18 protein-coding genes, 4 tRNA genes and 1 rRNA gene (1 of these 23 running past the window's edge) are annotated in these 22,549 nt (G+C 47.2%); 11 read left to right on the forward strand and 12 right to left on the reverse strand.

What is annotated here, in order from left to right; translation table 11 throughout:
* Positions 1-1,016 (forward strand): 23S ribosomal RNA (locus A4V09_RS01090) (it extends 1,868 nt beyond the left edge of the window).
* Positions 1,017-1,239: 223 nt separating this feature from the next.
* On the opposite strand, the gene A4V09_RS01095 is transcribed toward A4V09_RS01090, so the two are convergent.
* Positions 1,240-2,508, reverse strand: a complete 1,269-nt coding sequence (locus A4V09_RS01095; RefSeq protein WP_065540711.1) for an MFS transporter — start codon at positions 2,506-2,508, stop codon at positions 1,240-1,242.
* Between the two features lie 276 nt (positions 2,509-2,784).
* Here A4V09_RS01095 and A4V09_RS25695 point away from each other — a divergent pair, with 276 nt between their 5' ends.
* Positions 2,785-2,907, forward strand: coding sequence for a hypothetical protein (locus A4V09_RS25695; RefSeq protein ID WP_274537188.1), 123 nt, complete (start codon positions 2,785-2,787; stop codon positions 2,905-2,907).
* Positions 2,908-3,355: 448 nt separating this feature from the next.
* Here A4V09_RS25695 and A4V09_RS01100 read toward each other — a convergent pair whose 3' ends face one another.
* Complete coding sequence (locus A4V09_RS01100; protein WP_065540712.1) at positions 3,356-4,060, reverse strand: DUF6320 domain-containing protein; 705 nt, start codon at positions 4,058-4,060, stop codon at positions 3,356-3,358.
* A gap of 21 nt (positions 4,061-4,081) precedes the next feature.
* Positions 4,082-5,380, reverse strand: a complete 1,299-nt coding sequence (locus A4V09_RS01105) for an alcohol acetyltransferase (RefSeq protein WP_065540713.1) — start codon at positions 5,378-5,380, stop codon at positions 4,082-4,084.
* Positions 5,381-5,511: 131 nt separating this feature from the next.
* On the opposite strand from A4V09_RS01105, the gene A4V09_RS01110 reads away from it, so the two are divergent.
* Positions 5,512-6,408, forward strand: a complete 897-nt coding sequence (locus A4V09_RS01110; RefSeq protein ID WP_065540714.1) for an alpha/beta hydrolase — start codon at positions 5,512-5,514, stop codon at positions 6,406-6,408.
* Positions 6,409-6,431: 23 nt separating this feature from the next.
* Here A4V09_RS01110 and A4V09_RS01115 read toward each other — a convergent pair whose 3' ends face one another.
* The 3 genes from A4V09_RS01115 to A4V09_RS01125 form a co-directional block, all read right to left on the reverse strand.
* Positions 6,432-7,988, reverse strand: coding sequence for a PucR family transcriptional regulator (locus A4V09_RS01115; protein ID WP_065540715.1), 1,557 nt, complete (start codon positions 7,986-7,988; stop codon positions 6,432-6,434).
* A 149-nt stretch (positions 7,989-8,137) separates the two neighbouring features.
* Positions 8,138-9,508, reverse strand: a complete 1,371-nt coding sequence (locus A4V09_RS01120; protein WP_065540716.1) for an MFS transporter — start codon at positions 9,506-9,508, stop codon at positions 8,138-8,140.
* Positions 9,509-9,540: 32 nt separating this feature from the next.
* Complete coding sequence (locus A4V09_RS01125; protein WP_065540717.1) at positions 9,541-10,530, reverse strand: uroporphyrinogen decarboxylase family protein; 990 nt, start codon at positions 10,528-10,530, stop codon at positions 9,541-9,543.
* Between the two features lie 227 nt (positions 10,531-10,757).
* On the opposite strand from A4V09_RS01125, the gene A4V09_RS01130 reads away from it, so the two are divergent.
* Both A4V09_RS01130 and A4V09_RS01135 read left to right on the forward strand, forming a co-directional pair.
* A complete protein-coding gene (locus A4V09_RS01130) occupies positions 10,758-11,036 on the forward strand; it encodes a hypothetical protein (RefSeq protein ID WP_065540718.1) in 279 nt (92 codons plus the stop codon).
* Positions 10,984-11,673: an ATP-binding protein gene (locus A4V09_RS01135; RefSeq protein WP_065540719.1), complete on the forward strand. Its 690-nt coding sequence runs from the start codon at positions 10,984-10,986 to the stop codon at positions 11,671-11,673. The genes A4V09_RS01130 and A4V09_RS01135 overlap by 53 nt, the downstream gene beginning before the upstream one ends.
* Positions 11,674-11,705: 32 nt before the next feature.
* Here the strand turns inward: A4V09_RS01135 and A4V09_RS01140 are convergent, their stop codons facing one another.
* From A4V09_RS01140 to A4V09_RS01160, 5 genes are all read right to left on the reverse strand, one after another.
* Positions 11,706-11,969: a DUF3795 domain-containing protein gene (locus tag A4V09_RS01140; RefSeq protein ID WP_065540720.1), complete on the reverse strand. Its 264-nt coding sequence runs from the start codon at positions 11,967-11,969 to the stop codon at positions 11,706-11,708.
* A 160-nt stretch (positions 11,970-12,129) separates the two neighbouring features.
* Positions 12,130-12,200: transfer RNA gene (locus A4V09_RS01145), tRNA-Cys, on the reverse strand.
* A gap of 77 nt (positions 12,201-12,277) precedes the next feature.
* Positions 12,278-12,349: transfer RNA gene (locus A4V09_RS01150), tRNA-Glu, on the reverse strand.
* A 21-nt stretch (positions 12,350-12,370) separates the two neighbouring features.
* A tRNA-Cys gene (locus tag A4V09_RS01155) sits at positions 12,371-12,441 on the reverse strand.
* Positions 12,442-12,445: 4 nt separating this feature from the next.
* Positions 12,446-12,517 (reverse strand) — tRNA-Glu (locus A4V09_RS01160).
* Positions 12,518-12,720: 203 nt separating this feature from the next.
* Between A4V09_RS01160 and A4V09_RS01165 the strand changes: the two genes are divergently transcribed.
* Complete coding sequence (locus A4V09_RS01165; RefSeq protein WP_065540721.1) at positions 12,721-13,086, forward strand: PH domain-containing protein; 366 nt, start codon at positions 12,721-12,723, stop codon at positions 13,084-13,086.
* Positions 13,087-13,335: 249 nt separating this feature from the next.
* Positions 13,336-14,481 carry a class I SAM-dependent methyltransferase gene (locus A4V09_RS01170; RefSeq protein ID WP_456297842.1) on the forward strand — a complete coding sequence of 382 codons (1,146 nt, stop codon included), beginning with the start codon at positions 13,336-13,338 and terminating at the stop codon, positions 14,479-14,481.
* Between the two features lie 74 nt (positions 14,482-14,555).
* Here A4V09_RS01170 and A4V09_RS01175 read toward each other — a convergent pair whose 3' ends face one another.
* Positions 14,556-15,302 (reverse strand): DUF6198 family protein, encoded by a 747-nt coding sequence (locus tag A4V09_RS01175; RefSeq protein ID WP_065540722.1) that lies wholly within the window; start codon positions 15,300-15,302, stop codon positions 14,556-14,558.
* A gap of 141 nt (positions 15,303-15,443) precedes the next feature.
* Between A4V09_RS01175 and A4V09_RS01180 the strand changes: the two genes are divergently transcribed.
* The 4 genes from A4V09_RS01180 (at position 15,444) to A4V09_RS01195 (ending at position 22,491) form a co-directional block, all read left to right on the forward strand.
* The gene (locus tag A4V09_RS01180; protein ID WP_065540723.1) at positions 15,444-19,082 is read left to right on the forward strand and encodes a DUF11 domain-containing protein; all 3,639 of its coding nucleotides are present in this window, start codon (positions 15,444-15,446) and stop codon (positions 19,080-19,082) included.
* A 191-nt stretch (positions 19,083-19,273) separates the two neighbouring features.
* On the forward strand, positions 19,274-19,981 hold the full coding sequence (locus tag A4V09_RS01185) for an ABC transporter ATP-binding protein (RefSeq protein ID WP_065540724.1): 708 nt from the start codon (positions 19,274-19,276) through the stop codon (positions 19,979-19,981).
* Positions 19,974-21,554, forward strand: coding sequence for a hypothetical protein (locus A4V09_RS01190; protein ID WP_065540725.1), 1,581 nt, complete (start codon positions 19,974-19,976; stop codon positions 21,552-21,554). The genes A4V09_RS01185 and A4V09_RS01190 overlap by 8 nt, the downstream gene beginning before the upstream one ends.
* Positions 21,555-21,849: 295 nt before the next feature.
* Positions 21,850-22,491 carry a GyrI-like domain-containing protein gene (locus A4V09_RS01195; RefSeq protein WP_065540726.1) on the forward strand — a complete coding sequence of 214 codons (642 nt, stop codon included), beginning with the start codon at positions 21,850-21,852 and terminating at the stop codon, positions 22,489-22,491.
* The last annotated feature ends 58 nt before the right edge of the window (positions 22,492-22,549 follow it).

Below are 22,549 nucleotides of genomic sequence, written 5' to 3' on the forward strand. Positions count from 1 at the left end.
GAATTTAAGCCCCAGTAAACGGCGGCCGTAACTATAACGGTCCTAAGGTAGCGAAATTCCTTGTCGGGTAAGTTCCGACCCGCACGAAAGGCGTAATGATTTGAGCGCTGTCTCGGCAATGCATCCGGTGAAATTGAAGTACCAGTGAAGATGCTGGTTACCTGCGCCAGGACGGAAAGACCCCATGGAGCTTTACTCCAGTTTGGTACTGGGGTCCGGTATTGCATGTACAGGATAGGTGGGAGGCTGGGAAGGCATGACGCCAGTTGTGCCGGAGCCAATGTTGGGATACCACCCTTGCAGTATTGGGCTTCTAACCAGCCGCCGTGACCCGGCGGTGGGACAATGCCAGGCGGGGAGTTTGACTGGGGCGGTCGCCTCCGAAAGAGTATCGGAGGCGCCCAAAGGTTCCCTCAGAATGGTTGGAAACCATTCGCAGAGTGCAAAGGCAGAAGGGAGCTTGACTGCGACACCGACGGGTGGAGCAGGTACGAAAGTAGGGCTTAGTGATCCGGTGGTATTAAGTGGGAATGCCATCGCTCAACGGATAAAAGCTACCCTGGGGATAACAGGCTTATCACTCCCAAGAGTTCACATCGACGGAGTGGTTTGGCACCTCGATGTCGGCTCATCGCATCCTGGGGCTGTAGTAGGTCCCAAGGGTTGGGCTGTTCGCCCATTAAAGCGGTACGCGAGCTGGGTTCAGAACGTCGTGAGACAGTTCGGTCCCTATCCGGCGTGGGCGTAGGATATTTGAGAGGAGCTGTCCTTAGTACGAGAGGACCGGGATGGACGGGCCGCTGGTGTATCTGTTGCACTGCCAAGTGCATAGCAGAGTAGCCAAGCCTGGAAGGGATAAACGCTGAAGGCATCTAAGCGTGAAGCCCCCCTCAAGATGAGATATCCCATTCATAAAGAAGTAAGACCCCTTGAAGACGACGAGGTGGATAGGGCAGAGGTGGAAGTGCAGCAATGTATGGAGCTGACTGCTACTAATCGGTCGAGGGCTTGACCTAAGCACGAAAGTGCGAACGGCGGGTAAGAAAAAAGGTTTTTGTGTTTTGTATATGCGGTTTTGAAGGTACATGAGAGATATATCCTATGGGCATAATTGTTCGTAGGATTTTTTTGTTATATAGAAAACGCCTTTGGGCGTGAGTATTTTAAATTGGAAAAAAGTAAAAACCACAGTATACCTGTAAAAAACAGGCGTACTGTGGTTTTTTGCATTTTCATGAATCAATGTTTTTCCTGCCTCAAATCTTTGGAGAGGAAGAGTATTGCCAGTCCCAGAAGAAAAACACAGATATTAAAATAGAAAGGATAGGACGGATTCAGGTCATATAACCATCCGATCAAGCTGCCGAACGGAACAGAGAGGGCAATCATCAACATGTTATAAAGAGCATATATTCTGGAACGTTCTTTTTCATCTACGAATAAAGCCATAAGGGCATCCTTTCGGGGAATGATGATAGCGTAAGCCGAGGATTCCAGGATTGTGTACAACATAACAAGCAGAAGGTTTTTCTGTGGACAGAGGATCAGGAGTATATGGCTGGCGGTATAAATAAAAAAGCCGATGATCATGGAGTTTCTGATTCTGAGCCGGTGAAACAAATTCTGCAGGAACACCACGAATAAGATCATGATGATGGTCCTTATAAGCGGGAATACGGCCACCAGTTCTTCGGAGATATACAGACTCTCTGTTATATAAAGCGAGAAAAAGTTGGTCGTGGCAATCAGTAATATATTAGTTAATGTCATTATGTAAACCACAAGGCGCATTCTGGATGAACGTATGATCTGAAAGAAGATATCCTTATATCCTGTCAACATGGAAAAATAGGACATATTCTTAGTCTCCTCCATACGCTGTCTGCCAATCTCGGTTTCTCCTCCAAATCTGTAAAGGAGAAGAAATTTGGCTGTCATGGAAATCCCTGAAAGGAAGAAGATCACACGAAATACGGACACCAGGTCATATATTTTCAGCAGCCAGATGGAGATTGGAGCAAAGAATACGGACAGCATACCGCATATCTGTATCAAAGTAAAAGCATTGGTAATATGTTTTGGAGGACAATCTTCTATAAACAGACAGTTCCATGAGGTATTGGTGATCTGAAAGGAAGCGTTGACAGCCGCTGCGATCAGAAAGTGCCAGAAATTCTGGGAGAAAGCCCATATAAAACAGGGGATACTCCAGGATATGGTGTCAAAAATCACAGTTGCCTTCCGCCGCCCCATTTTGTCAGTCAGGGCACCGCCGATAAAGGCGAAGAAAACCTGGAGCAGGAAGCCCAGGGAAAGGGTAGTTCCGATTTCCAGACTGGAAAGACCGATCTTCCGCATATAAAGTGCCTGATACGGAGAAAAGAGGGAATAGGGAATGAACCAAAGCGGCTCTGTACAGATGGACCATTTGGGGTTTCCTTTCAACGCGATGAAAGTCTGTACCAGGACATGATTTCTGATCTTGTTTCGTAAAGGGTAGGATTTCATAGTGTGTAAGCGTTCCTTTTCATCGTTATATTTTGAGTGATCTTTCTTTATTATAAGGAAAGTGAACCTTTAAGTAAAGCAGATAATCTCTGAAAAACAGACAAATTTAAAGAGATATTTACTTCCCGCTTCCTAAAGGCAATGATTCCTAAAAAAATGACACATATTAAAATTTAAGCCATTATCTGCCGTCAATGCCAGAGATATAATAAAGCCATCTCAACAGGAAACAGCACTGTAAAGAGTGCGGAATGAAAATCAGGAGGAATGAAAAGTATGCAACTGAAAAAAAGCAGCGGCTATTACATTGACTGGTCTGATGGCACTTTCTATGACCGCGTGTGGCTCTGGAAGCGTAGGAAATACAGAGAAAACCACATCGGAGGAGACAAAAAATAATGCATCCGCTACGGCAGGAAATAAGGATACTCTGAAAAACTAGTTGCATGGACTCTGGCAGACGACTTGAAACAGTGACCATTGCGCCCGCTGATTATCCCACAAAGATACAGACAGCTATGCGGGGCAAGCAGACTACCCCTGACATCATTGTGGGGAGCCGCAGATGCTGGAGGATATGTATGAGGCTGGGTTTTTGAGGATTTGGGCCAGGAGCCATGCAGTGCTCAGGACTATGCAGATCAAATGATTGATCATGTCTGGGAAGTGGGGAAGGATTCAGAGGGGATGTAAGAGGGCAATCTCCTATCAGATCACACCCTGCGGCGTTTTTTACAGAAGGGATATTGCGCAGAATGTATTTGGAACAGACGATCCGGTGGATCGGAAAATAAAACGTTAAGCCGCACGCACGATCTGAGATCGTCTGTGCGGCTGCTTTTTCCTTTTATATATGCATCCTTCTTCTGACTTCATTTCTAAGCCCGCTTCTTCGCAGGATCGTGATCAATGCCCCGTCAATGATGAGAGAGCATGTGAGCACTACAGCAGACCAGGACAGGAACAAAGGCTCCCCATAATAATTGTGGATCAGCAATTCAATGCCAACGGTCAGGACTGCGATCTCCCCCACGATCACTGCCGCCAGGGACAGAATGGAGCGGTGCCGGTATCTGAGACAGAACGCAAAGATGAGAATGAGCATAGTGACTATGCCTATTATGGGAACCGCCAGATGAAAATACCATCCATTGCCCGGATGCAGCCAAGCGATGATCCCAAAATACATGACAATACTCAGACCATCCAGAAAAAGGCTCACATAGGGATTGAATCCTGCCGGAAAAAACAGTGGCAGGAAAAAAATCCACAGAACCACACAAATCCCAATCACATAAAGGGACCAGCTTCCGTACTGGAAGATGAACAAATTCAACAGACCGCAGACGACAGCCGTGGCAGCGAGTATAACGGTCATGAGGATTGTAATGTCACTGCGGGGCACTGTCTCCGTGTGGCCTTCCAGTGTAGGAAAGGGTTTGGGAGAACTGGTATCCAGCGGTTGTTTTGGGTTGATAACTTTTGTATTGCACAGGGGGCAGACTTTACAAGTCTTGTCAAGTTCCACCCCGCAGTTCACACAGTATGACATAAAGGATTCCTCCAACTTTATTTAATCCTTGGTTTCTCGGTTGCTCTCTATTTTGACATGGATTCCGTCAGATATCAGTTTGCGGAAAAATATGCGTTCCACATCAGCTTCCACGATACTGCTGGCAAAATTTATGGTCAGGGTATTTTCATAACTGACAATGGCGCAGTTAGTTCTTGGGGAAAACGGCTGTCCCATGAGCACATCAAAGCGTTCCACATACTCTTTCATCTCCTCCGGAACCTGTACAATGCCCAGATTTGTCAGTCCTGCTGTGGACTGACGGTCCTGTACCCGGATATAGAACTGTCTGACTACAAAATCTTTTAAGAACAGCGGCACAATGCGGATGAAAGGACTCTGCTGGGTGGAGGCATTGGTGGTAATGTCAGCATTGAGGAACTTGTTATTGATATAATACCGCATATAATGGTGCACCTGTACAAGAATCTCCTCGAATGTGTATTCTCCCATTCTGGGGTCTATGGAGGGATATACCATAGTGATAAAATTCCGCAGTGTTATGGAAGGAAAGAACTTGCGCAGGTTTACAGGCAGCGCAAGCTTTACAGGTTTTTCCCGGAATACATGATCAGCCTTCTGCTTTTCCAGGAGGGAATATAGGAGTACTGCGTTTAAATATTCAGTAATAGATGCCTTATAGTTTCTGGCAACTTTTAAAACTTCATTCACGGGCATGATACCGCAGATAATATTCAGCGTATAAAAAGGTTCTTTTGTTCCCCTGACCCGGTAGGCACTGCCCTGGGTCCGCGCCGGTTTTACTTTTGAGGAGGCATAGCGCAGGTAGGCGTCCTCAAGCTCCTCAGGGTCCGGCTCCTGGTGGATATCCAGTACACCGTCACAACTTGGAATCTCATGCCCCTGCAGACGAAGATACACAGCAGTGATCGTCCGCAGCAGGTACAAGGCCCCGTTGCCGTCCGAGAGGGAGTGAAACATTTCCAGGGATATTTTCTTATGGTAATAGTATATCCGAATCATATACCGGTTATTGGCCTTAAAAGACATAGGCATACAGGGATTCACAATGTCCGGCTGGACGAACGGCCCCGGCCGGTCATTGGGTTCCAGATATCGCCAGAACAGTCCTTTTCTAAGGGCTACTTTGAACACCGGGAAACGGGGCAGTGCCAAATCCACAGCCTTCTGCAGAAGAACGGGGTCCACTTCCTCCCTCATGATCATGGTGATCCGATAAACACTTGAGAAATTTTTGCGCTGCAGAGTGGGATATACATTTGCAGATAAATCTAATTTGTACCATGTAGCACGGTTTTTGTTTGTTTTTTTCTCCATACGTTTATTATAAGGTGATACGGGGAAATTATCAATATAAACAGAAAAAAAACCGGAATGGACGTTTGGGCTGCCCTGTGTTAGAATGAAACTATGTTGCCAGGAAACCCTATAAGCAGAAGGAGAACCCAATGGAAATTAATCTGAAGAGCAGCCAGAGCCTTATGAAGGCCATTAAAAAGATGCATACACTTGTAGAAAGCCCTGATGTGGAAAAACAGAGGGCATCCCAGGAAAATCTAAGCGGTATCTTCTCAAAAAGCAAAGAGATGAAATATGAGAATTTTGATATAGAAGGGATTCCTGCCGAATGGGTCAGTGTAGATCGAAGGCATATGAAAAAATATGTGATACTTTACTGCCACGGCGGTGGATATAACACAGGAAGTTTCCGCTACGCCAGGAGTGTTACCAATAAACTTGCAAGCACCACCTCCATGGATGTGCTCAGCTTTGATTACCGCCTTGCACCGGAATGCCCCTTTCCCGCGGCTTTGGAGGACGCTGTAAAAGTATGGGACTATCTGATGCATTTTGGATACGGAGCCAGGGATGTGATCGTGGCAGGGGATTCCGCAGGAGGAAATCTGGCCCTTACTCTTGTGCAGAAATTAAAAGAACAGGGCCGTATCCTTCCAAGGGGGATCATCCTTTTCTCTCCGTGGACGGACCTTACAAAGAGCGGAAAATCACATGAGCTGAAGGCTGAGATTGATCCTATTCTTTCAGAGGAATATATAGACAAATCTGTCCGGGACTACACGGAGGGGCAGGAGCTGCATGATCCGTTGATCTCTCCCCTGTTTGCGGATTTCACCGGGTTTCCCCCTACCTATATTCAGGTGGGCGAAAATGAGATTCTTCTCTCTGATTCCCTCAACCTGCAGAAAAGGCTCCGAAAATACCATGTGCAGGTACAGCTGGACTATTACAGCGGTATGTGGCATGTTTTCCAGATGTCACCCTTTAAAGCAGCCTATGATGCTATGGACCAGGTGGCAGAATTTATCTTCGATATCTGCAGATAGGTGGCATTCTGTGTACAGTGACATCAGATATGATCCAGGATATAGCAGCCCATCATCAGGTACAGCCGGGTCATAAAATCATCCAGATTTGCCCCTGTAAGCTGTGTGATGCGGTTCAGGCGGTGGGGCAGGGTACTCCGGTTGATCTTGAGGAGCTGGGCAGTGAGGGTGCTGTTCCGTTCATTCATGAGGTAGGTCTTTAAAGTCTCGTACAGCTCCGTGCCGTGTTCCCTGTCATAATGACGGAGCTGGTGCAGGGTATCCGGGGCGATACTTTCCTTTGTAAAATCACCGGTGCCCTCCAGGAGCCAATACTTCAGTACATAGTCCTGAAACTCATTATACCAGTGAGGCACCTGTTCCATCTGGCTGTAGCTGAGTGCGATCTGGGCCTGCTTCAGGTGGATGGACAGTGTGGAAAAACCCCGGAAGGGAAAAGATACGCCCATGCGGAGCAGCCCTTCCCGGATAATATAGGACATTTTCATGCGCAGGTCCTGGGGCGTGATCTGACTTTTGCCGGTGTTGACCAGCAGGTAAATATGCCCCTTATAGTAGCAGGCTTGACATGCCTCAATACGTTCCTCTATTTCGTTGCAGATACTGTATACGGAAAGTTTTGTCACATCTGTGCTCTCAAAGGAGATAATGCCGCACAGATATTGGTCCGCTTCCTTCCATCCCAGCAGCTCCAGCTTGCGGCTCATATCCAGACGGTCTGTCTCAGTGCCGCTGATAGTATCTATGATCAGCTTTTCCAGAGGATGCCGTTCGTCTTCCCCCGCATCATTACGTCTCAGTAGTGCCAATTTGACGATTTCCGCAAAATAGGAGGCTACATAGAGCTGCCCCCGTGTCACGGGTGTTTCCATTTCTGAGATAATAAACCGTCCCCTGTAATTCCCGTTCATCCATAAATTCACATAGATACAGCGGTCATTGTTAAAATCGCTGTCCCAGAACTGCCCTCCTGAGGTGGACAGGGTTCTTTTATATGCCGGGCTTGTCCTAAAAAAGTTAATGGTATTCAAATCCTGCATATACCGTTTTGTCTGTTCGTTATAGGTAAAATTAAGAGCTCCCTCAAAATGGCGGGGACAGGCCAGTATATGAAAGTATTCATCATGAATGAATACAGGATTGTGAAAATGCTCCAGTGCGGCCACTGTAATGTCATATAGGCTTCCGTCCCGGTTCAGAATGTCATTGAGCTTTCTTTCAAGATGGGAGTAGGAGACAAAAATCTGCTGCAAAGCATTAAAAATTTCCGTCACAGGCATGGTTTCCGGAAAGATAAGGCAGCAGCAGGAGTCATGGATATTTTCTTTTGCAGGTATCCCAACCACCGCCAGAAAACCGTGGTGCAGCAAAAAGGGATGGGAGGCCAGGGTCTTACAATCTGCAAGATATAGAAATGTACGTGATAAATCCTGTTGTCCTGTATAGAACTGTATGCCGGACAGACAAGGCTCCTCGTCTGCCGGAAGCAGGGAAACCGGAATTTCACGTTCTTTTAGTTTCTCATACAAGATCTGCATACTCAGCAGAAGGCCTGCGGGTGAGGTGTGATTCTCAGTCATGGTATTTCCCTCCGGGTTTTGATAAATACGGCAAGATCCATCCATCTTCCGGCAAAGGCCATGCAGGCCGGCCGGAAGATGGACGGATCAAAAAATCTTCTCCTATTTAGTATTCTATCGTAACAGAGGATTTTTTACCAGTGGTGTTTTTATCTTTCCTGATCTAATTTATAACCTAATGCCAGTATGACGGCCCCTATAAGGATCACAACAGCGGGAATGATCATAAATCCCATACTGATGCCTCTCTGAAGCTGCGGGGTGGCCATGGACGGGTCCAGATCTGAGTTAAACTGGGCAAGTGCCAGACAGGCGGATATGAGAATGCCTCTCGACACGATCCCTATTTTGATGGGTACGGTCAAAAGCCCCATAACCGTTCCGGTTACATCATAACCCAGTTTTTTGCCACTGTAGGCAGCACAGTTTGAGAAAAGTTCCGGGTCACAGGCATTGGTCAGAACCAGTATGAACATGACTGCACACATGGCGGCCATGACCACCCAGGTCTGGCTGTAGGCAAAGAAAGCACCTGTGGCGATCACTGCCATCAGAAAGTAGGAACATACCACAGTCTTTTTTGCGGTAAATCTGGCAACAATGAATTTTGATACATAAGAGGCAACAACGCCCAGCAGATTGGCTGCGAAGACAAAGGTAGTCAGCAGGGCGGCGTTTTTGCTTATGTATGTAAAATAATAGATAGCCAGTCCGTTTACAAGGAAAAGCACAATATATTTTGTAATACAGGACAAAAACAGCCACAGCAGATGGGGATTGCACCGGATGGCATCAAGAGCGCGTACCTTTGGGGCAGCCTTGACAGTTCCGGCGGTTTTTGTCTGCCGGTCCATTTGGCGGAGTTCTTCCTCCCCGGTCATCTCATAGCCTTTAAACATATTGAAATGGGCATAAAATCCGGCAGCCATCAACGCGGAAAATGCGAAAGCCGTGGCGGCGTAAGAATTTTTCTCCCCCATCCACGCGGCAAAAACGGAAACTGCCGCAGGCCCTGCGTAGGAATACACCACAGAGGCCAGGGATGTCCATACCATTCTGGTTGAGGACAGTGTCATTCTCTCCTCAGGAGTCTTCCCCGCAATATTGATCATGGAAATGTTGGCTATAAAAGATATATTCCACGCAATACGGCTGGTGATCATAGCTACTGTTACGAAGATGGCAGCTGCCAGCCCATTGCCGATTTTTATGAACTGCATGGCATACAGGAAAGGAACCATCCAGGGCGTCAGAATGAGCCAGGAGCGGTAACGCCCCCATTTTTTAGGCTTTATCTTGTTCAGGAACGGACCATACAGGCAGGAGAGGATGGCATCTACAACTGCGGAGATGGTCGTCATCACTGTGATGGCACCCAGTGAAAATTTAGCAATATTGGTAAAAAAGTAAGTGGCATAAAAGGTATCAATATTGGACATCAGTGTAAAGCCAAAATCACCCACACCGAAGAAACGCTTGAGCGAGGTGCTCAGACCGTTCCGTTCTTTTTTCTCAGGCATTTATCCATCTCCTTCCGGGTCATGCGTTTCTGTCAGAAAACTTTGTCGCTGACCTTTGCGATTTCTTCAGTGATCGTTTCGTATACGCCTGGGAAAATAGATTCCGGGCCGCCCATGGTATTGCAGGGGATAAAGAATTTTGTTCCGTATTCTTTGCAGACACGTGCCACTTCCTGGGCAATGTGCTCTCTGCTCCAGTCTTCCCTGTCCACTTCACCGCTGTCAATGCCGCCCATGAATGTGATCTGGCCGCCGTATTTATCCACCAGCTCGGGAATGTTGTTTGTGCTCATGACGCCCTGCCAGATGTCCACACCCATTTCGATCATGGAAGGAACCAGATTGGCAGCATAGGAGTCAGAGTGATGGATCACAACTTCAACGCCGTGTTCTTTATAATATCCGTACACTTTTTTGTAAGCAGGTTCATAGAATTCTTTAAACATCTGCGGGGAGATGAAGGAGCTGTTTCTGGAACCCCAGTCATCGTGATGGAAAAGGGCATCCGGTTTTAAGTATTTGCAGATTTCTTCTGCATAGGCCAGTTCCCAGTCTGTGATGTAGTCGATCAGCTCATGCATATAATCCGGCTCCTCGTAGAACTGGATCAGGCAGTTCTGGATCTCCAGAAGATAATGGCACTGTTCAAAGATACCGGGAGCCACAAAGGGAGCAACAAAATATTCATCACGGTCGATCTTTTCCGCTTCAGCAACAAAAGGTGCCCACTCCTCAGCGGAGAATTTCACATTGGGGGCTTTTACATAATCTCTCCATTGGGTGATATCTTTACATACAATATGTTCTTCATCATGGACCGGGAAAGGACCGGGCATGCCTTCCGGAAAGGAAATGGTAACACCCCATGCATTCTTTACATTAGGGCCGCCTTTTGCGGGCATGGAATTTCTTACAGAATAAGGTGTTCCGTAAAGCAGGGCAATAGCTTCATACTGATTCACATATCTGTCAGGATGGCCTCCGCGGATGGTTTCTAATAAATTCTGTCTTTTTGATAACATAGTAAAAACTCCTTTCTCTTTTTGAATATCCGATGGTTTATACTAACATTATAGGGGATGGTCCTTATGTGCACAATTAATCAAATATGGGAAATTATGAGGAGAATATTAGACAAAATGATGGTTTCAGGTCTGTTGTAACACTAGGAGCAGAAAACTAAAAAAAATCTAACATAGTATTTGTTATCCTCATGCAGAAGACCGGAAGAACATTATGATTCCCATTTATGGCAATACTTTTGGTAACCGCATCCCTGGCAGGATGTGCTGCACCGTATACAGAGAAAAAAGCTCCCCAAAAGAACACAGGCACCGTTGCAGCGGTCAGCCCGGAGGTGGGAGAGCTTGCAGATTATTTTATGAAAGCTTCGGAAGGGTACGCTGCATCCGCTGAGCGCTCTGCAGTCATAGAGGGAATGGAGGAATCTGATAAAGCCACCCGTCTGCAAATGCTTGTGCTGGCCAGCAGGGCATTCGGCAAAAAGGATCGCGCCCCCGGCTCCTGATCTGAAGGAGGTTCCCGATTGGGCAAAGGAAGATCTGCAGAATCTGTCAGACGGAGGTATCCTGGCAGATTCTGACCTGACAGGTACTTCTGACGGGGAAGAGGAAGAAGGTGCTGCAGGCAGCAGTATCCTGGAGGAACCGGTGGCTATGAAGGATGCAATAATAATTTCCGCCAGGTTTTACGCTGCATTCGGTACGGATTTGAAAGACGATTTTTATACTGCGGTGAACCAGAAGCAGCTTAACGCCATTGAGATACCGGAGGGAGAGGAAATGGCGGAACAGCTTTTAGCAGTGGGAGAGAGCCAGGAAAAGGCCGAAGCACATGCCGATGGAATCCTGAAGCTGGAGAAGGATCTGGTGGATCATATGCAGAATCAGGATGCTTCAGGAAAGATAAAGGAGCCCAAATATTATACGCCGGAGACACTGGATGAGATGATGCCCCGCGAAGCTCTCCCAGCTGGTTCAGTCTATCGGATTTACCGTGCAGATAAATCCAGGTCCCAGCGCATACCGGGTTCCGGCCTGGGGCTGGCAGTTGTGAAGATGATTCTGGATAAGCATGGGAAAAAAATCCAGGTTGTCAGTGAATTAAATGAGGGGAGTACATTTAAAATATATCTGCCTGTGTAAAAGTTTTGTGCCGGGCTGCACTTATCTTTGCATTAAGAGCATTGCATCCAGCATTTACACTGCTCAATACGTTTTCCGCCATCCCCCTGTTTTTCATCGTAGGCGAACTGTTTCAGTAAGGCACATGGAAATTCACCGCACTGGCCGCAGTGCTGGTGCTCCTTGGATTCGCAGCTATTTTTCACCGGGCAGTTATCTCCCCAAAATGGCTTGTCAATATGTAAACACCCTTTACATCCCATCTGCTCTTTGTACGCACATTCACTGCATAAGATACCACATCTTGATTCGATCATACTTGAAACCTCCTTTTTTATATCCTGATCATAACAAAAGGAACACGACAACTATGTGTCATGTCCCTGATACCGGTACTGATCATTTTTTAGAACGCGGGTTGGGGGATATTAAGAAAAGGAAAATCTCAGAGACTTTTTATCTCTGAGATCTTACGAGAGGCGCCAACCAGATTTGAACTGGTGATAGAGGTGTTGCAGACCTTTGCCTTACCACTTGGCTATGGCGCCATATCTATTTATTTTGTTCTGAAGAAGTATTACACTATATTATATTACCACAAATCGAAAAATATGCAAGTAAAAAATGACTCCAAGGGGATTTGAACCCCTGTTACCGCCGTGAAAGGGCGGTGTCTTAACCGCTTGACCATGGAGCCGTTAAGATAAATAGAGAAAAGAGGCGCCAACCAGATTTGAACTGGTGATAGAGGTGTTGCAGACCTTTGCCTTACCACTTGGCTATGGCGCCTGAGTGACTCCAAGGGGATTTGAACCCCTGTTACCGCCGTGAAAGGGCGGTGTCTTAACCGCTTGACCATGGAGCCGTCACTGTTTATTTATCTTTTTGCCCCTTTGCGTTTACCGGAGCGACCATGAATTATGATAGCATAAGAAAATACAAATTGCAAGCATTTTTTTCAAAAATTTACACTACTTGTACAAAGTAATTTTCATGCTGCATCGCACTGCATAAGAAAAGCGCTTTTTTACACACATTGACGGGAATGCATGAGAGAAGTGATCCAATATGAAATTTAAAGGGAAAATTGCGGTATGGTTCCGGCTGATCCTGCTGGCAGGGAATCTTGTGATGGCCTATGAGCTGGTTGCGTCAAATGATGTTTCTGCTGAGATAGCGGCAGCTTTGGATGTGAGGAATTATGTGGTGGTGGACGGGGACCGGATGGCGATTTATTTTGGAATCATGAAAAATTCCATGGAGATTTCTGAAATCAGGGAAATACGCAGAACATGTAATCCCATTTCCGCCACAGCGGCATCACTGGACAGGATCGAGATAAAAGGAAGACGGCAGGAAATGATATGTGCCGTCCGGGACAGAGACAGACTGATCGAAGAACTGTTAAGGGGCAATCCTATGATCAAGGTGTAATAAAAAAGTCCTGAATTTACCTATGGCGGCAGGAATGATATTGGGAGGTGGCATTCTGGCTGTGGGGGTACAGTTTGTTTCAGAGAGAAAGAGAAATATTGACTGAGCGGCCTTAAAATGTATGAATTGTGGAAATTATGGTAAAAATGCACTTATAGAGTAAGCGAGTGGTAACAGTTCAGCTTGTCTGACCTGTTACAGCGCGTGTACGCTGCAAGGAGGAACAAAAAAGTGCTGGAAGAAAACATGATGATACAGTTCTTGAAAAAATTCGATGAGTATCCTTTTTTAGTGAAGGCTTCGGGAAAGGAATACCTGATTGGGGAGGGGAATCCCATGTTTACAGTCAACTGCCGCAAAATGATCCCCATGAAGGAACTGGTAACAAGCACATCCCTGGCCCTGGGGGAAGCCTACATGAATGATGATCTGGAGATTGAGGGGGATTTGTATGAGGCACTGGACCACTTTCTTGGACAGATGGATAAATTCTCCATGGACCAGAAGGTGCTGAAAAAGCTTATCTTCTCCTCCACAGCCAAAAAGAACCAGGAGAAGGAAGTGCGGAGCCACTATGATATCGGTAATGATTTCTATAAGCTTTGGCTGGATGAGACCATGAGTTATTCTTGTGGGTATTTTCTGCACGAGGACGATACACTGTACCAGGCACAGGTCAATAAAGTGGATTATATTTTGCAGAAGCTGTACCTGAAAGAGGGAATGAGCCTGCTGGACATTGGATGCGGCTGGGGATTCCTGCTGATAGAGGCAGCTAAAAAATATAAAATAAAAGGGACGGGCATTACCCTGAGTGAGGAGCAGCACAGGGAGTTCACGAAGCGGATTTCAGAGGAAGGGCTTGAGGAACTGCTGAGGGTGGAGCTTATGGACTACAGGGAGCTTAAAAAAAGTGAATGGAAGTTCGACAGGGTTGTGAGTGTAGGTATGGCGGAACATGTGGGGCGTGAGAACTATCAGATGTTCATAGACTGTATCAATCATGTCCTAAAACCGGGCGGCCTGCTTCTTCTGCATTTTATCAGTGAGCTGAAAGAGCATCCGGGTGACCCGTGGATCAAAAAATATATCTTTCCCGGCGGTGTGGTCCCAAGTCTCAGGGAAATGGTTTCCTGTATGGCGGAGGACGGATTCCATGTCATGGATGTGGAGAATCTGAGGAATCATTACAACAGGACACTTTTGTGCTGGGAGAGGAATTTTAAAGAACATGCCCGGGAAGTGAGGGAGATGTTTGACGAAAAATTTGTCCGTATGTGGGAACTGTACCTGGCGTCCTGTGCGGCAACCTTTCACAATGGGGTGATTGACATTCATCAGGTATTGGCCTCAAAGGGAATTAACAATGAACTGCCCATGGTACGCTGGTATTAAAATAGGATATTTTTAAAATGGCTGCGGCTGCAGAACAAAGACATGTTAGGTCCCTGTTCCGCAGCCGCGGCTGTTTAGGTACAGATTTCTGGCATTCCTGCCAGGTACAGCATTTTTTCCTGGGTAAGGTGGTTAAAGACCGCGATCACCCTTCCAACGCCAATGACGGCAATGACAGTTCCAAGTCCAATCCCTACCAGACGTCCCGCGAAAAGCAGGCTGATTACAAGGGTGAAGGAGATATTCAGCAGGTCAAAGCAGTTTTTGGTAAAGCCCACTTTCCAGCCGGCGCAGTCCGCGATGGCCTGCACAATACCGTCCCCCGGATTAGGGATGATACGCATGTTCAGAGACATGGCTGCCCCGACTCCGGTGAGGACCACAGCCAAAAGCAGAATAAGGGTCCTTCCGGCAAAACTGCCGAAGAAACTGCCTGCATACGCGGTCTGGAATTCAGGGATCCTGTTGGAAAAAAGGTTGAGAAAGCGAGTGAAAACCAGGCTTAAAGGAAGCTGCAGTACATCCATTACCAGTACAAGCTTCAGATTGATCCGGTTGGCATGGGCAAGGGCCGGGCCGCCTCTGTGACCGTATATTTTGCTGCGGACTGTGTGAAGACACATTTCCACAAGGACGAAAATGACGTAGAGGATAAAAGTCATGTCCCCGAAGTTCAGGTTCCAGATGGAAGAAATACTGTAGGAGACAGATATGATGGGAGAAACCCCCAGTCCGGATTTTGTGTTCAGGGAAATACCCAGGGCAAGGAGCAGAAGTCCTGCCACGTAATAAAGTCCCCGGTAAAAAAATGATTTTTTCATGATATGTATGTACTCTTTCTATGTCTGATGATTTCTATCTTATTATCTTATCACACAATCAAATAAAAATGAAGAACATTTCGCTCCCCCTCCGAATATGTTATAGGAGGCAAAAATCGAAACAGATGCGGAGGTATGAGTATGGCGGAGAGAAATAATGGTACAGGGGGGCGGGCTTCGGCCAAGGGACCCTTTGTCTGTGATTCTAAAATGATCTTGTTTTCAGGAAGGCCCACAAGCTGGTATGAGGTGGAGATGGTGACCGGCAGGGCAGATCTGCGGGGCAGCCTGATTCCTGACAGTGATGTGAATGCCATTGGCTGCAATGTGCTGGATTATTATATTTATGGATACGACCAGACAGCAAACCAGCTTGTCCGAGTGGATGACAGCGGTGCGATTGATGTTCTGACACCAAGACCGCAGGGACTGCCTGCGGCTTTTTATCATGTGGGGACTTTGGATCTGAACGGGTACTATTATCTGTACATGTCAGGGGAGCGGAGATTCTACACCGTAGATTTAAGGCCGGGTTCCTCAACATATTTAAAACTGGTGGACCCGGCCTCCGGTTATACCGAACAGACGGACAACTACGGTACAGTGCTCACAGAACCGCTGCAGATTGGAGACTGGGTGTGGCATCCCCGGGAAAATGTCCTGTATGGGGTGGCAGATGACGGGACCGTATACCGGATAGACCCAAACGGTCAGGTGACGGCTCTTGATACTACAGGGCCTAACCCAGGCAGTGTTTTTGGGGCAGCTGTCATGGACCAGAACGGGGTGCTCTATGCGGTATCCAGTGGGGATGGGACTATCTACCGGTATCTGATCGAACAGGACAGAGCCCAGGCAGCCAGATTTTCACAGACGGTGCAGAATACATTCCAGGATGGAACCATGTGCCCTTATGCGGCGCTGGAAGTGGATTTTGGAGATGCCCCTGATATCGGAGGGACAGCCGGCAGCGGGAATTATAATACCCTGCTTACAAGTGACGGGCCCCGTCATCGGATCATTGACGGACTGACCCTGGGACTGCAGATAACAGGGGAGACGGAAGCACACCAGAATGCCGCAGCAGACGGGGATGATCTGGAGAGGCAGATACAGGATGACGCGCTGACGGTTCCTCTGGCCTCCCTGACTGTGACGGATAACACATATCATGTGAACGCGGCTGTCAGGAACCTGACAGGGGCATTGGCCAATCTGTATGGCTGGGTAGACTTTAACAATAACGGATTGTTTGAGGAGGATGAGGCAGTGCATCAGACTGTGCCTTCCAGTTCTCAGACACAGATCATTTCTCTGGATTTTACAGTTCCACCCTCCACACAGCTTCGGCCGGGGCATACATTTTTAAGGCTGCGCCTTACCACGGATGACTTGCCGGAAGGGACGTTACAGGGGCAGGATGCCAGGAGTGTGGGTCCTGCGTCTGACGGAGAGGTGGAGGATTATATCATCGGGATCCAGTCAAGGGCAGAGTTGTCTGTGGAGAAGACGGCTGAACCAGAATTGCTGAATGAGGGAGATCAGATCATCTACACGATCACGGTAAGAAATCAGGGGCCAAATCCGGCCCTGGAGGTACAGCTTACAGATGATATTCCCCCGGAAATCCTTCTGCCGGAGTACAGTACAGACCATGGGGGGACATGGAACCCATGGACGGGCAGTCTGGAGATCGGGGAGATGCAGGCCGGGGAGGAGCGGACAGTCCTTATCCGGGGAAGCTTCAGCAGCAGTACAGCCACTGAGGTGGAGAATACGGCACGTGTCACAACAGCTTCCCAGGATGACAACCCGGATGACAATACCTCCACAGTGGTGACACCGGTGAACCGTTTGGCTGATCTGTCAGTAGCCAAGACCGCAGTTCCATCTGCAGGAATTGCAGGAGAATCCATCGTATTTGAAATAGAGGTGGAAAACAAAGGACCGGATGAAGCCCTGAACGCAAAAATGATGGATCATATTCCGGCAGAACTGGAAAAACCGGAGATCTCTTATGACGGGGGAGTGACTTGGAGGACATTTGAGGGCCAGACCAGTGTATTTGATATACCGGCAGGCGGCAGTGTAATGTTCCATGTCAGAGGGGATATTCCGGCATCGGCCACAGGCAGTTTTTTCAATACCGCAGAGGCACAGTCCGATACACCGGACCCGGATCTGTCAAACAATAAAGATACCATAGAGATACCTGTTGATCAGTGGGCGGATATGACTGTGATAAAAACAGCTTCGGAGACTTCGGTATATGAAGGGGAGAGAATCCAATATGCCGTACTAATTGAAAACAAGGGGCCATCCGATGCGGCGAACGTAACGCTGACAGATGTTGTTCCGGAACAGATCATAGAAATGGAGTTTTCCCTGAATGGTGGAAATGTGTGGAATATCTGGAGCGGTTCGTATACCTGGCCTGTTTTTTTGGCCGGAAGCAGCGTGACTGTGCTGCTGCGGGGGACAGTGGTTTCAGGATTTACCGGTACGTTGATCAATACCGCGCATGTGAGTTCGTCTGTTCCTGACCCAGAGCCGGATAACAATTCATCAAAAGTCCAGGTTGCTGTGGAACCGGGGGCAGATCTGGTATTGACGAAAACGGCAGGTACGGAAAGTATTATAGCCGGGCAGAGGGTGGTCTACACGATCACAGCCAGAAACGAGGGACCGGGCAGGGCGGAGAATGTAGTGATCCAGGATACGGCATCCCCCTATCTGATGGAGGCAGAGTATTCTATTGACAAAGGAACTACCTGGCTCCCCTGGGGAGGTTCCTATGCCGTCACATCCCTGGATGCGGGAGAACGGGTGGAGGTTTTGCTGAGAGGACGGACAGAGCCTTCCTTTACAGGAAGCCTTGTCAACTCAGCTTTTGTAAGTTCTGACACTCCGGACCCTGAGCCGGACAATAATTCAGATGAGGCGGAGGTAACCGTGGATGCATCTGCCGACCTGTCTGTAAAGAAAAGTGCAGAGCCAAACCCTGCCAGACCGGGAGCGCCTATTACCTATGAGGTCATTGTGAAGAATGCGGGACCGTCGGATGCCCTGCAGGTTACACTGGAAGATGCCATGCCGTCAGCGCTGGTGAATCTGGAATGTTCCAGTGATGACGGGGAAAACTGGTATCCGTGGAACGGCTCATGGACCGCTGCATTTCTGGCAGCAGGTACGTTTGTAAGACTTCTGCTTCGGGGATTTGTGCCCCATAATGCAACGGGACAGCTCTCCAATTTTGCGGAGGTGAGCAGCAGTACAAGAGACCCTTATCCTGACAATAACACATGTAATCTTGTAACGCCGGTTGCGCAGATGCCGGAGTTATCTATCACCAAGACTGCTTATCCGGACTGTGCTGTACCATGTGAATACCTGATTTATACCATTCTTCTGGAAAACAGTGGTTCCGCGGACGCATACGGGGTGGTACTTGCCGATTATATTCCAAGGGAGCTGTGGAATCTACAGTTTTCTATAGACGGAGGAAGGACCTGGGCCGAGTGGAAGGGGTCAGAACGTATTGGTACCATAAAGAAAGGGGAAACCGTGGCGCTACTCATCGCAGGCATGGTCCACGCAAGAGCCTGCGGTGTTATTACAAACACGGCGTCTGTATTCAGCTCCGGTTCGGAAGAATATTTTCCGGATGACACGGTTACCATGACCACACCGGTAAAAAGATGCCGCTGTTGTGAACCCGCAAGGCCAATGCCTTTGGAAAAGAGCAGGGTGTATCAGGAATTTTTCGATCAAATGCCATAAGGATAAGATAACAGCTGGGCCGCGCTGCAGATTCCTGTAAAGGAAAGCAGCAGTGCAGCCCTCAGCGTGTCCGGAAATGTAACAAAATGTTCACGTGACAGATGGGCAGGTTCTGTTATAATAGACATAATATATTATAAATGTCTATAATTTCTAAAGGCCTATTGACATAGCCGGAGAGGAGAAGCAGCATGAATTTTGTCATAGAACACCTTTCAAAAGCTTTCGAGAAAAAGCAGGTACTAAAAGATATTTCTTTTACATTTGACAGCGGAAAGATTTATGGATTGCTGGGAAGAAACGGAGCAGGCAAAACCACACTTTTTAACTGTCTGAACCGGGATTTAAGGGCAGACGGAGGTGCGTTTTTTCTGCTGGAGAATGGGGAGAAAAAAGAGATCAGCGCAGAGGATATCGGGTATGTGCTGTCAACGCCCACTGTACCGGAATTCCTGACAGGAAGGGAATTTTTAAAGTTTTTCATTGATATCAATGAAAGCAGTATTGCAGATAAAAAATCGGAGGACGCGTATTTTTCCATTATGAATATTGAGGAGGAGGACAGGGACAAGCTACTGAAAGACTACTCCCATGGCATGAAAAATAAGATGCAGATGCTGATCAATATAATCGCACAGCCCAGGCTTCTTCTTTTGGATGAACCGCTGACCTCCCTGGATGTGGTGGTGGCAGAGGAGATGAAACAGCTTCTGCGCTCGTTAAAGCAGGACAGGATCATTATTTTTTCCACCCATATTATGGAGCTGGCCCTGGATTTGTGTGATGAGATCGTAATTCTCAACCACGGGGAGCTGGAGGTGGTGGACCAGTCCAATCTGGACAGCGGGGAGTTTAAGGACAAGATCATACGGGCACTGAAGGAGGAGGAGAATGATTAGGACATTTCGTATTTCTTTTTCGCTGAAAAATACATATCGGGTGAATACGATCCTTTATTCCATAAAACAGATTCCTCTTGTGAAAAAACTTCTGCCGGAAAGCCTGTATAAAAGCAGAGGGCTGAAGATATCAGCGAATATCCTGGCTGTGCTGTGGGAACTAATCAGTACATTTTTAGGAAAGTTTTTATATCTTCTGATTCTGGTATTTGGGATAGGGGCGAATTATGAGAACCTGGGGAACGGGACGCTGTTTGTACATATTTTGTTCTTTCTCACTATAATCGGTGCTTATATGAATACTTATATGTTTAACCCCAGCAATGACAAGTATTATGCCATGCTTTTGATGCGTATGGACGCCAGGTCTTATACACTCACCAACTATGTGTATCATATGGGGAAATGCATTCTGGGGTTTATGCCGTTTCTTATCCTGCTGGGAGTGGGAAGAAATATTCCTCTTTGGTGTTGTCTGCTGTTTCCGTTTTTTATTGTATCTGTCAAAATGCTGATAGCCTGGAATTATCTTGCTGATTTTAAAAAGAGCGGGGAAAGCAAGGATGAAAATTTACCGGGCAGACTGACCTGGGGGTTGACAGCAGTATTCCTGGCGGCTGCCTATGGACTGCCGTATTTGGGGATTATCCTGCCGCTGTGGTTTATGGCTGCAGTTATGCTCTTATCTCTGGCCGGAGCTTTTGCGGCAGCGGTTTATATGGCGAAATTTGATGGTTACAGGGAATTGTACCAGCAGCTTCTAGCTAAATTCAGAAGCGGAATGGATTTCAAACAGACCGCAAAAGCAGCCGTTGAGGAGCAGAACCGAAAGCTGATCAGCCAGGATAGGGGAATTACAAGTGATAAGAAGGGCTTTGAATTTTTTAATGAGCTTTTTGTGCGGAGACATCAGAAGATCCTGTGGAGATCCGTGAAAAGGCAGGCTATGATCTGTCTGTTCCTTTTTGTGGGAATACTGTTTCTGGTCCGGATCAATGAGGATGTCAGAAGGCAGATAAACAGGATGCTCATGGTGTTCCTGCCGTATTTTGTGTTTATCATGTATATGATCAACCGGGGGACAAGTTTTACACAGGCATTGTTTATGAATTGTGACCACAGTATGCTCACCTATTCTTTTTATAAGAGGCCGGAGTTTATTTTAAAGTTGTTTAGGATCAGGCTTCGGGAGATCATCAAGGTAAATCTGCTGCCTGCGGGAGTGATTGGAGTGGGGCTTCCGGTGCTTTTGTATTTCTCCGGCGGGACGGATAATCCCCTAAATTATCTGCTGCTTTTTGTGTCAGTTCTGGCTTTGAGCGCGTTTTTTTCGGTGCATTATCTGACTTGCTATTATCTGCTGCAGCCGTATAATGCGGGAACAGAGGTGGTCGGGGGGACGTATAAGATTGTTACCTGGGTGACTTATATTGTGTGCTTTGCGTTCATGAATCTGCGGATGAGTACGCTGGTGTTTGGGTCGGTGGTGACGTTTTTTTGTGTGGTTTATTGTGTGGGGGCTTGTGTTGCGGTTTATCGGGTGGCGGATAAGACGTTTCGGCTTCGGAATTAGGAAGGGGGGACGGAAGGAGCGGCGGCCGGGAATGCGTGGGGAAGGGAAAAATAAGATGAAAGAGGAAGCGCTGTTGTATGGTGGGATACAGTGGCGCTTTTTTAGTGTTTGTTATTTGACTGAGGCTTTGAGGTGTTTGGGGATTGTTTTAGTATAAAAGTATTTCATAATGGATACTGTTTTAAAGATGACATACAGGTGTCGTGTTTGGGTGTTATACTTATGGTAGGGCTAGAGCAGATATGAAAAGCTGCGGACCGTTGAGTGTATATAGAAATAGTATGGAGGAAAAGATATGAAGTATGATTGGAGAAAGCAGGAGAAGGAATTGTACAGTCCCCGGGGGAAGGCGGTGGTTGTGGAGGTTCCAAAACAGAAGTTTATTATGATAAGCGGAAAAGGGGATCCGAATCAGGATGCGTTTTCTGAGCGGGTTGGCGCGCTTTATGCTCTTGCCTATAGTATAAAGATGCGGTATAAGGCGGAACATAAAGGGGCAGGGCAGGATGAGATGGAAGAATTCGCAGTGTATCCCCTGGAAGGTGTTTGGGATATGGATGACGAAGCGGGGGCTGAAGCCCATGTGCTGGAGGATAAGGCGCGGTTGATCTATACGGTTATGATACGTCAGCCGGACTGTATTACAGAGGAAAGGTATCGGGAAGCTCTTGGGGAAGTGAAGAAGAAAAAACCGAATCCTCTGTTGGATGAGATCACTTTCCGTACGTGTGAGGAGGGACTGTGTGTGCAGATACTTCACACGGGGCTGTTTGATGACGAGCCGGAATCTTTTGAAAAAATGGACCGATTTCTGAAGGAAAACCAACTGGAGAGAAAGGGACACACGCACAGGGAAATCTACTTAAAAGATATGAGCCGCACGTCACCGGAAAAAATGAAAACAATCCTGCGGTACAGGGTTTGTGAAAAACAGTAAAAAAATAAAACAGTCTCATTGCATAATTAACTGTAAGCGGATATCCTTAAAGCATAAA

The organism is Blautia pseudococcoides (assembly GCF_001689125.2).
In the GTDB taxonomy this organism is placed as follows: Bacteria; Bacillota; Clostridia; order Lachnospirales; family Lachnospiraceae; genus Blautia; species Blautia pseudococcoides.

Bases quoted from the DNA above. Each gene is read 5' to 3' on its own strand.
- A4V09_RS01130 (WP_065540718.1), top strand. From the start codon at position 10,758: ATGGCAATACTTTTGGTAACCGCATCCCTGGCAGGATGTGCTGCACCG.
- A4V09_RS01195 (WP_065540726.1), top strand. From the start codon at position 21,850: ATGAAGTATGATTGGAGAAAGCAGGAGAAGGAATTGTACAGTCCCCGG.
- A4V09_RS01125 (WP_065540717.1), bottom strand. From the start codon at position 10,530: ATGTTATCAAAAAGACAGAATTTATTAGAAACCATCCGCGGAGGCCAT.
- A4V09_RS01095 (WP_065540711.1), bottom strand. From the start codon at position 2,508: ATGAAATCCTACCCTTTACGAAACAAGATCAGAAATCATGTCCTGGTA.
- A4V09_RS01175 (WP_065540722.1), bottom strand. From the start codon at position 15,302: ATGAAAAAATCATTTTTTTACCGGGGACTTTATTACGTGGCAGGACTT.
- A4V09_RS01110 (WP_065540714.1), top strand. From the start codon at position 5,512: ATGGAAATTAATCTGAAGAGCAGCCAGAGCCTTATGAAGGCCATTAAA.
- A4V09_RS01100 (WP_065540712.1), bottom strand. From the start codon at position 4,060: ATGTCATACTGTGTGAACTGCGGGGTGGAACTTGACAAGACTTGTAAA.
- A4V09_RS01190 (WP_065540725.1), top strand. From the start codon at position 19,974: ATGATTAGGACATTTCGTATTTCTTTTTCGCTGAAAAATACATATCGG.
- A4V09_RS01115 (WP_065540715.1), bottom strand. From the start codon at position 7,988: ATGACTGAGAATCACACCTCACCCGCAGGCCTTCTGCTGAGTATGCAG.
- A4V09_RS01180 (WP_065540723.1), top strand. From the start codon at position 15,444: ATGGCGGAGAGAAATAATGGTACAGGGGGGCGGGCTTCGGCCAAGGGA.
- A4V09_RS01140 (WP_065540720.1), bottom strand. From the start codon at position 11,969: ATGATCGAATCAAGATGTGGTATCTTATGCAGTGAATGTGCGTACAAA.
- A4V09_RS25695 (WP_274537188.1), top strand. From the start codon at position 2,785: ATGCAACTGAAAAAAAGCAGCGGCTATTACATTGACTGGTCTGATGGC.
- A4V09_RS01105 (WP_065540713.1), bottom strand. From the start codon at position 5,380: ATGGAGAAAAAAACAAACAAAAACCGTGCTACATGGTACAAATTAGAT.
- A4V09_RS01120 (WP_065540716.1), bottom strand. From the start codon at position 9,508: ATGCCTGAGAAAAAAGAACGGAACGGTCTGAGCACCTCGCTCAAGCGT.
- A4V09_RS01170 (WP_456297842.1), top strand. From the start codon at position 13,336: ATGATACAGTTCTTGAAAAAATTCGATGAGTATCCTTTTTTAGTGAAG.
- A4V09_RS01165 (WP_065540721.1), top strand. From the start codon at position 12,721: ATGAAATTTAAAGGGAAAATTGCGGTATGGTTCCGGCTGATCCTGCTG.
- A4V09_RS01185 (WP_065540724.1), top strand. From the start codon at position 19,274: ATGAATTTTGTCATAGAACACCTTTCAAAAGCTTTCGAGAAAAAGCAG.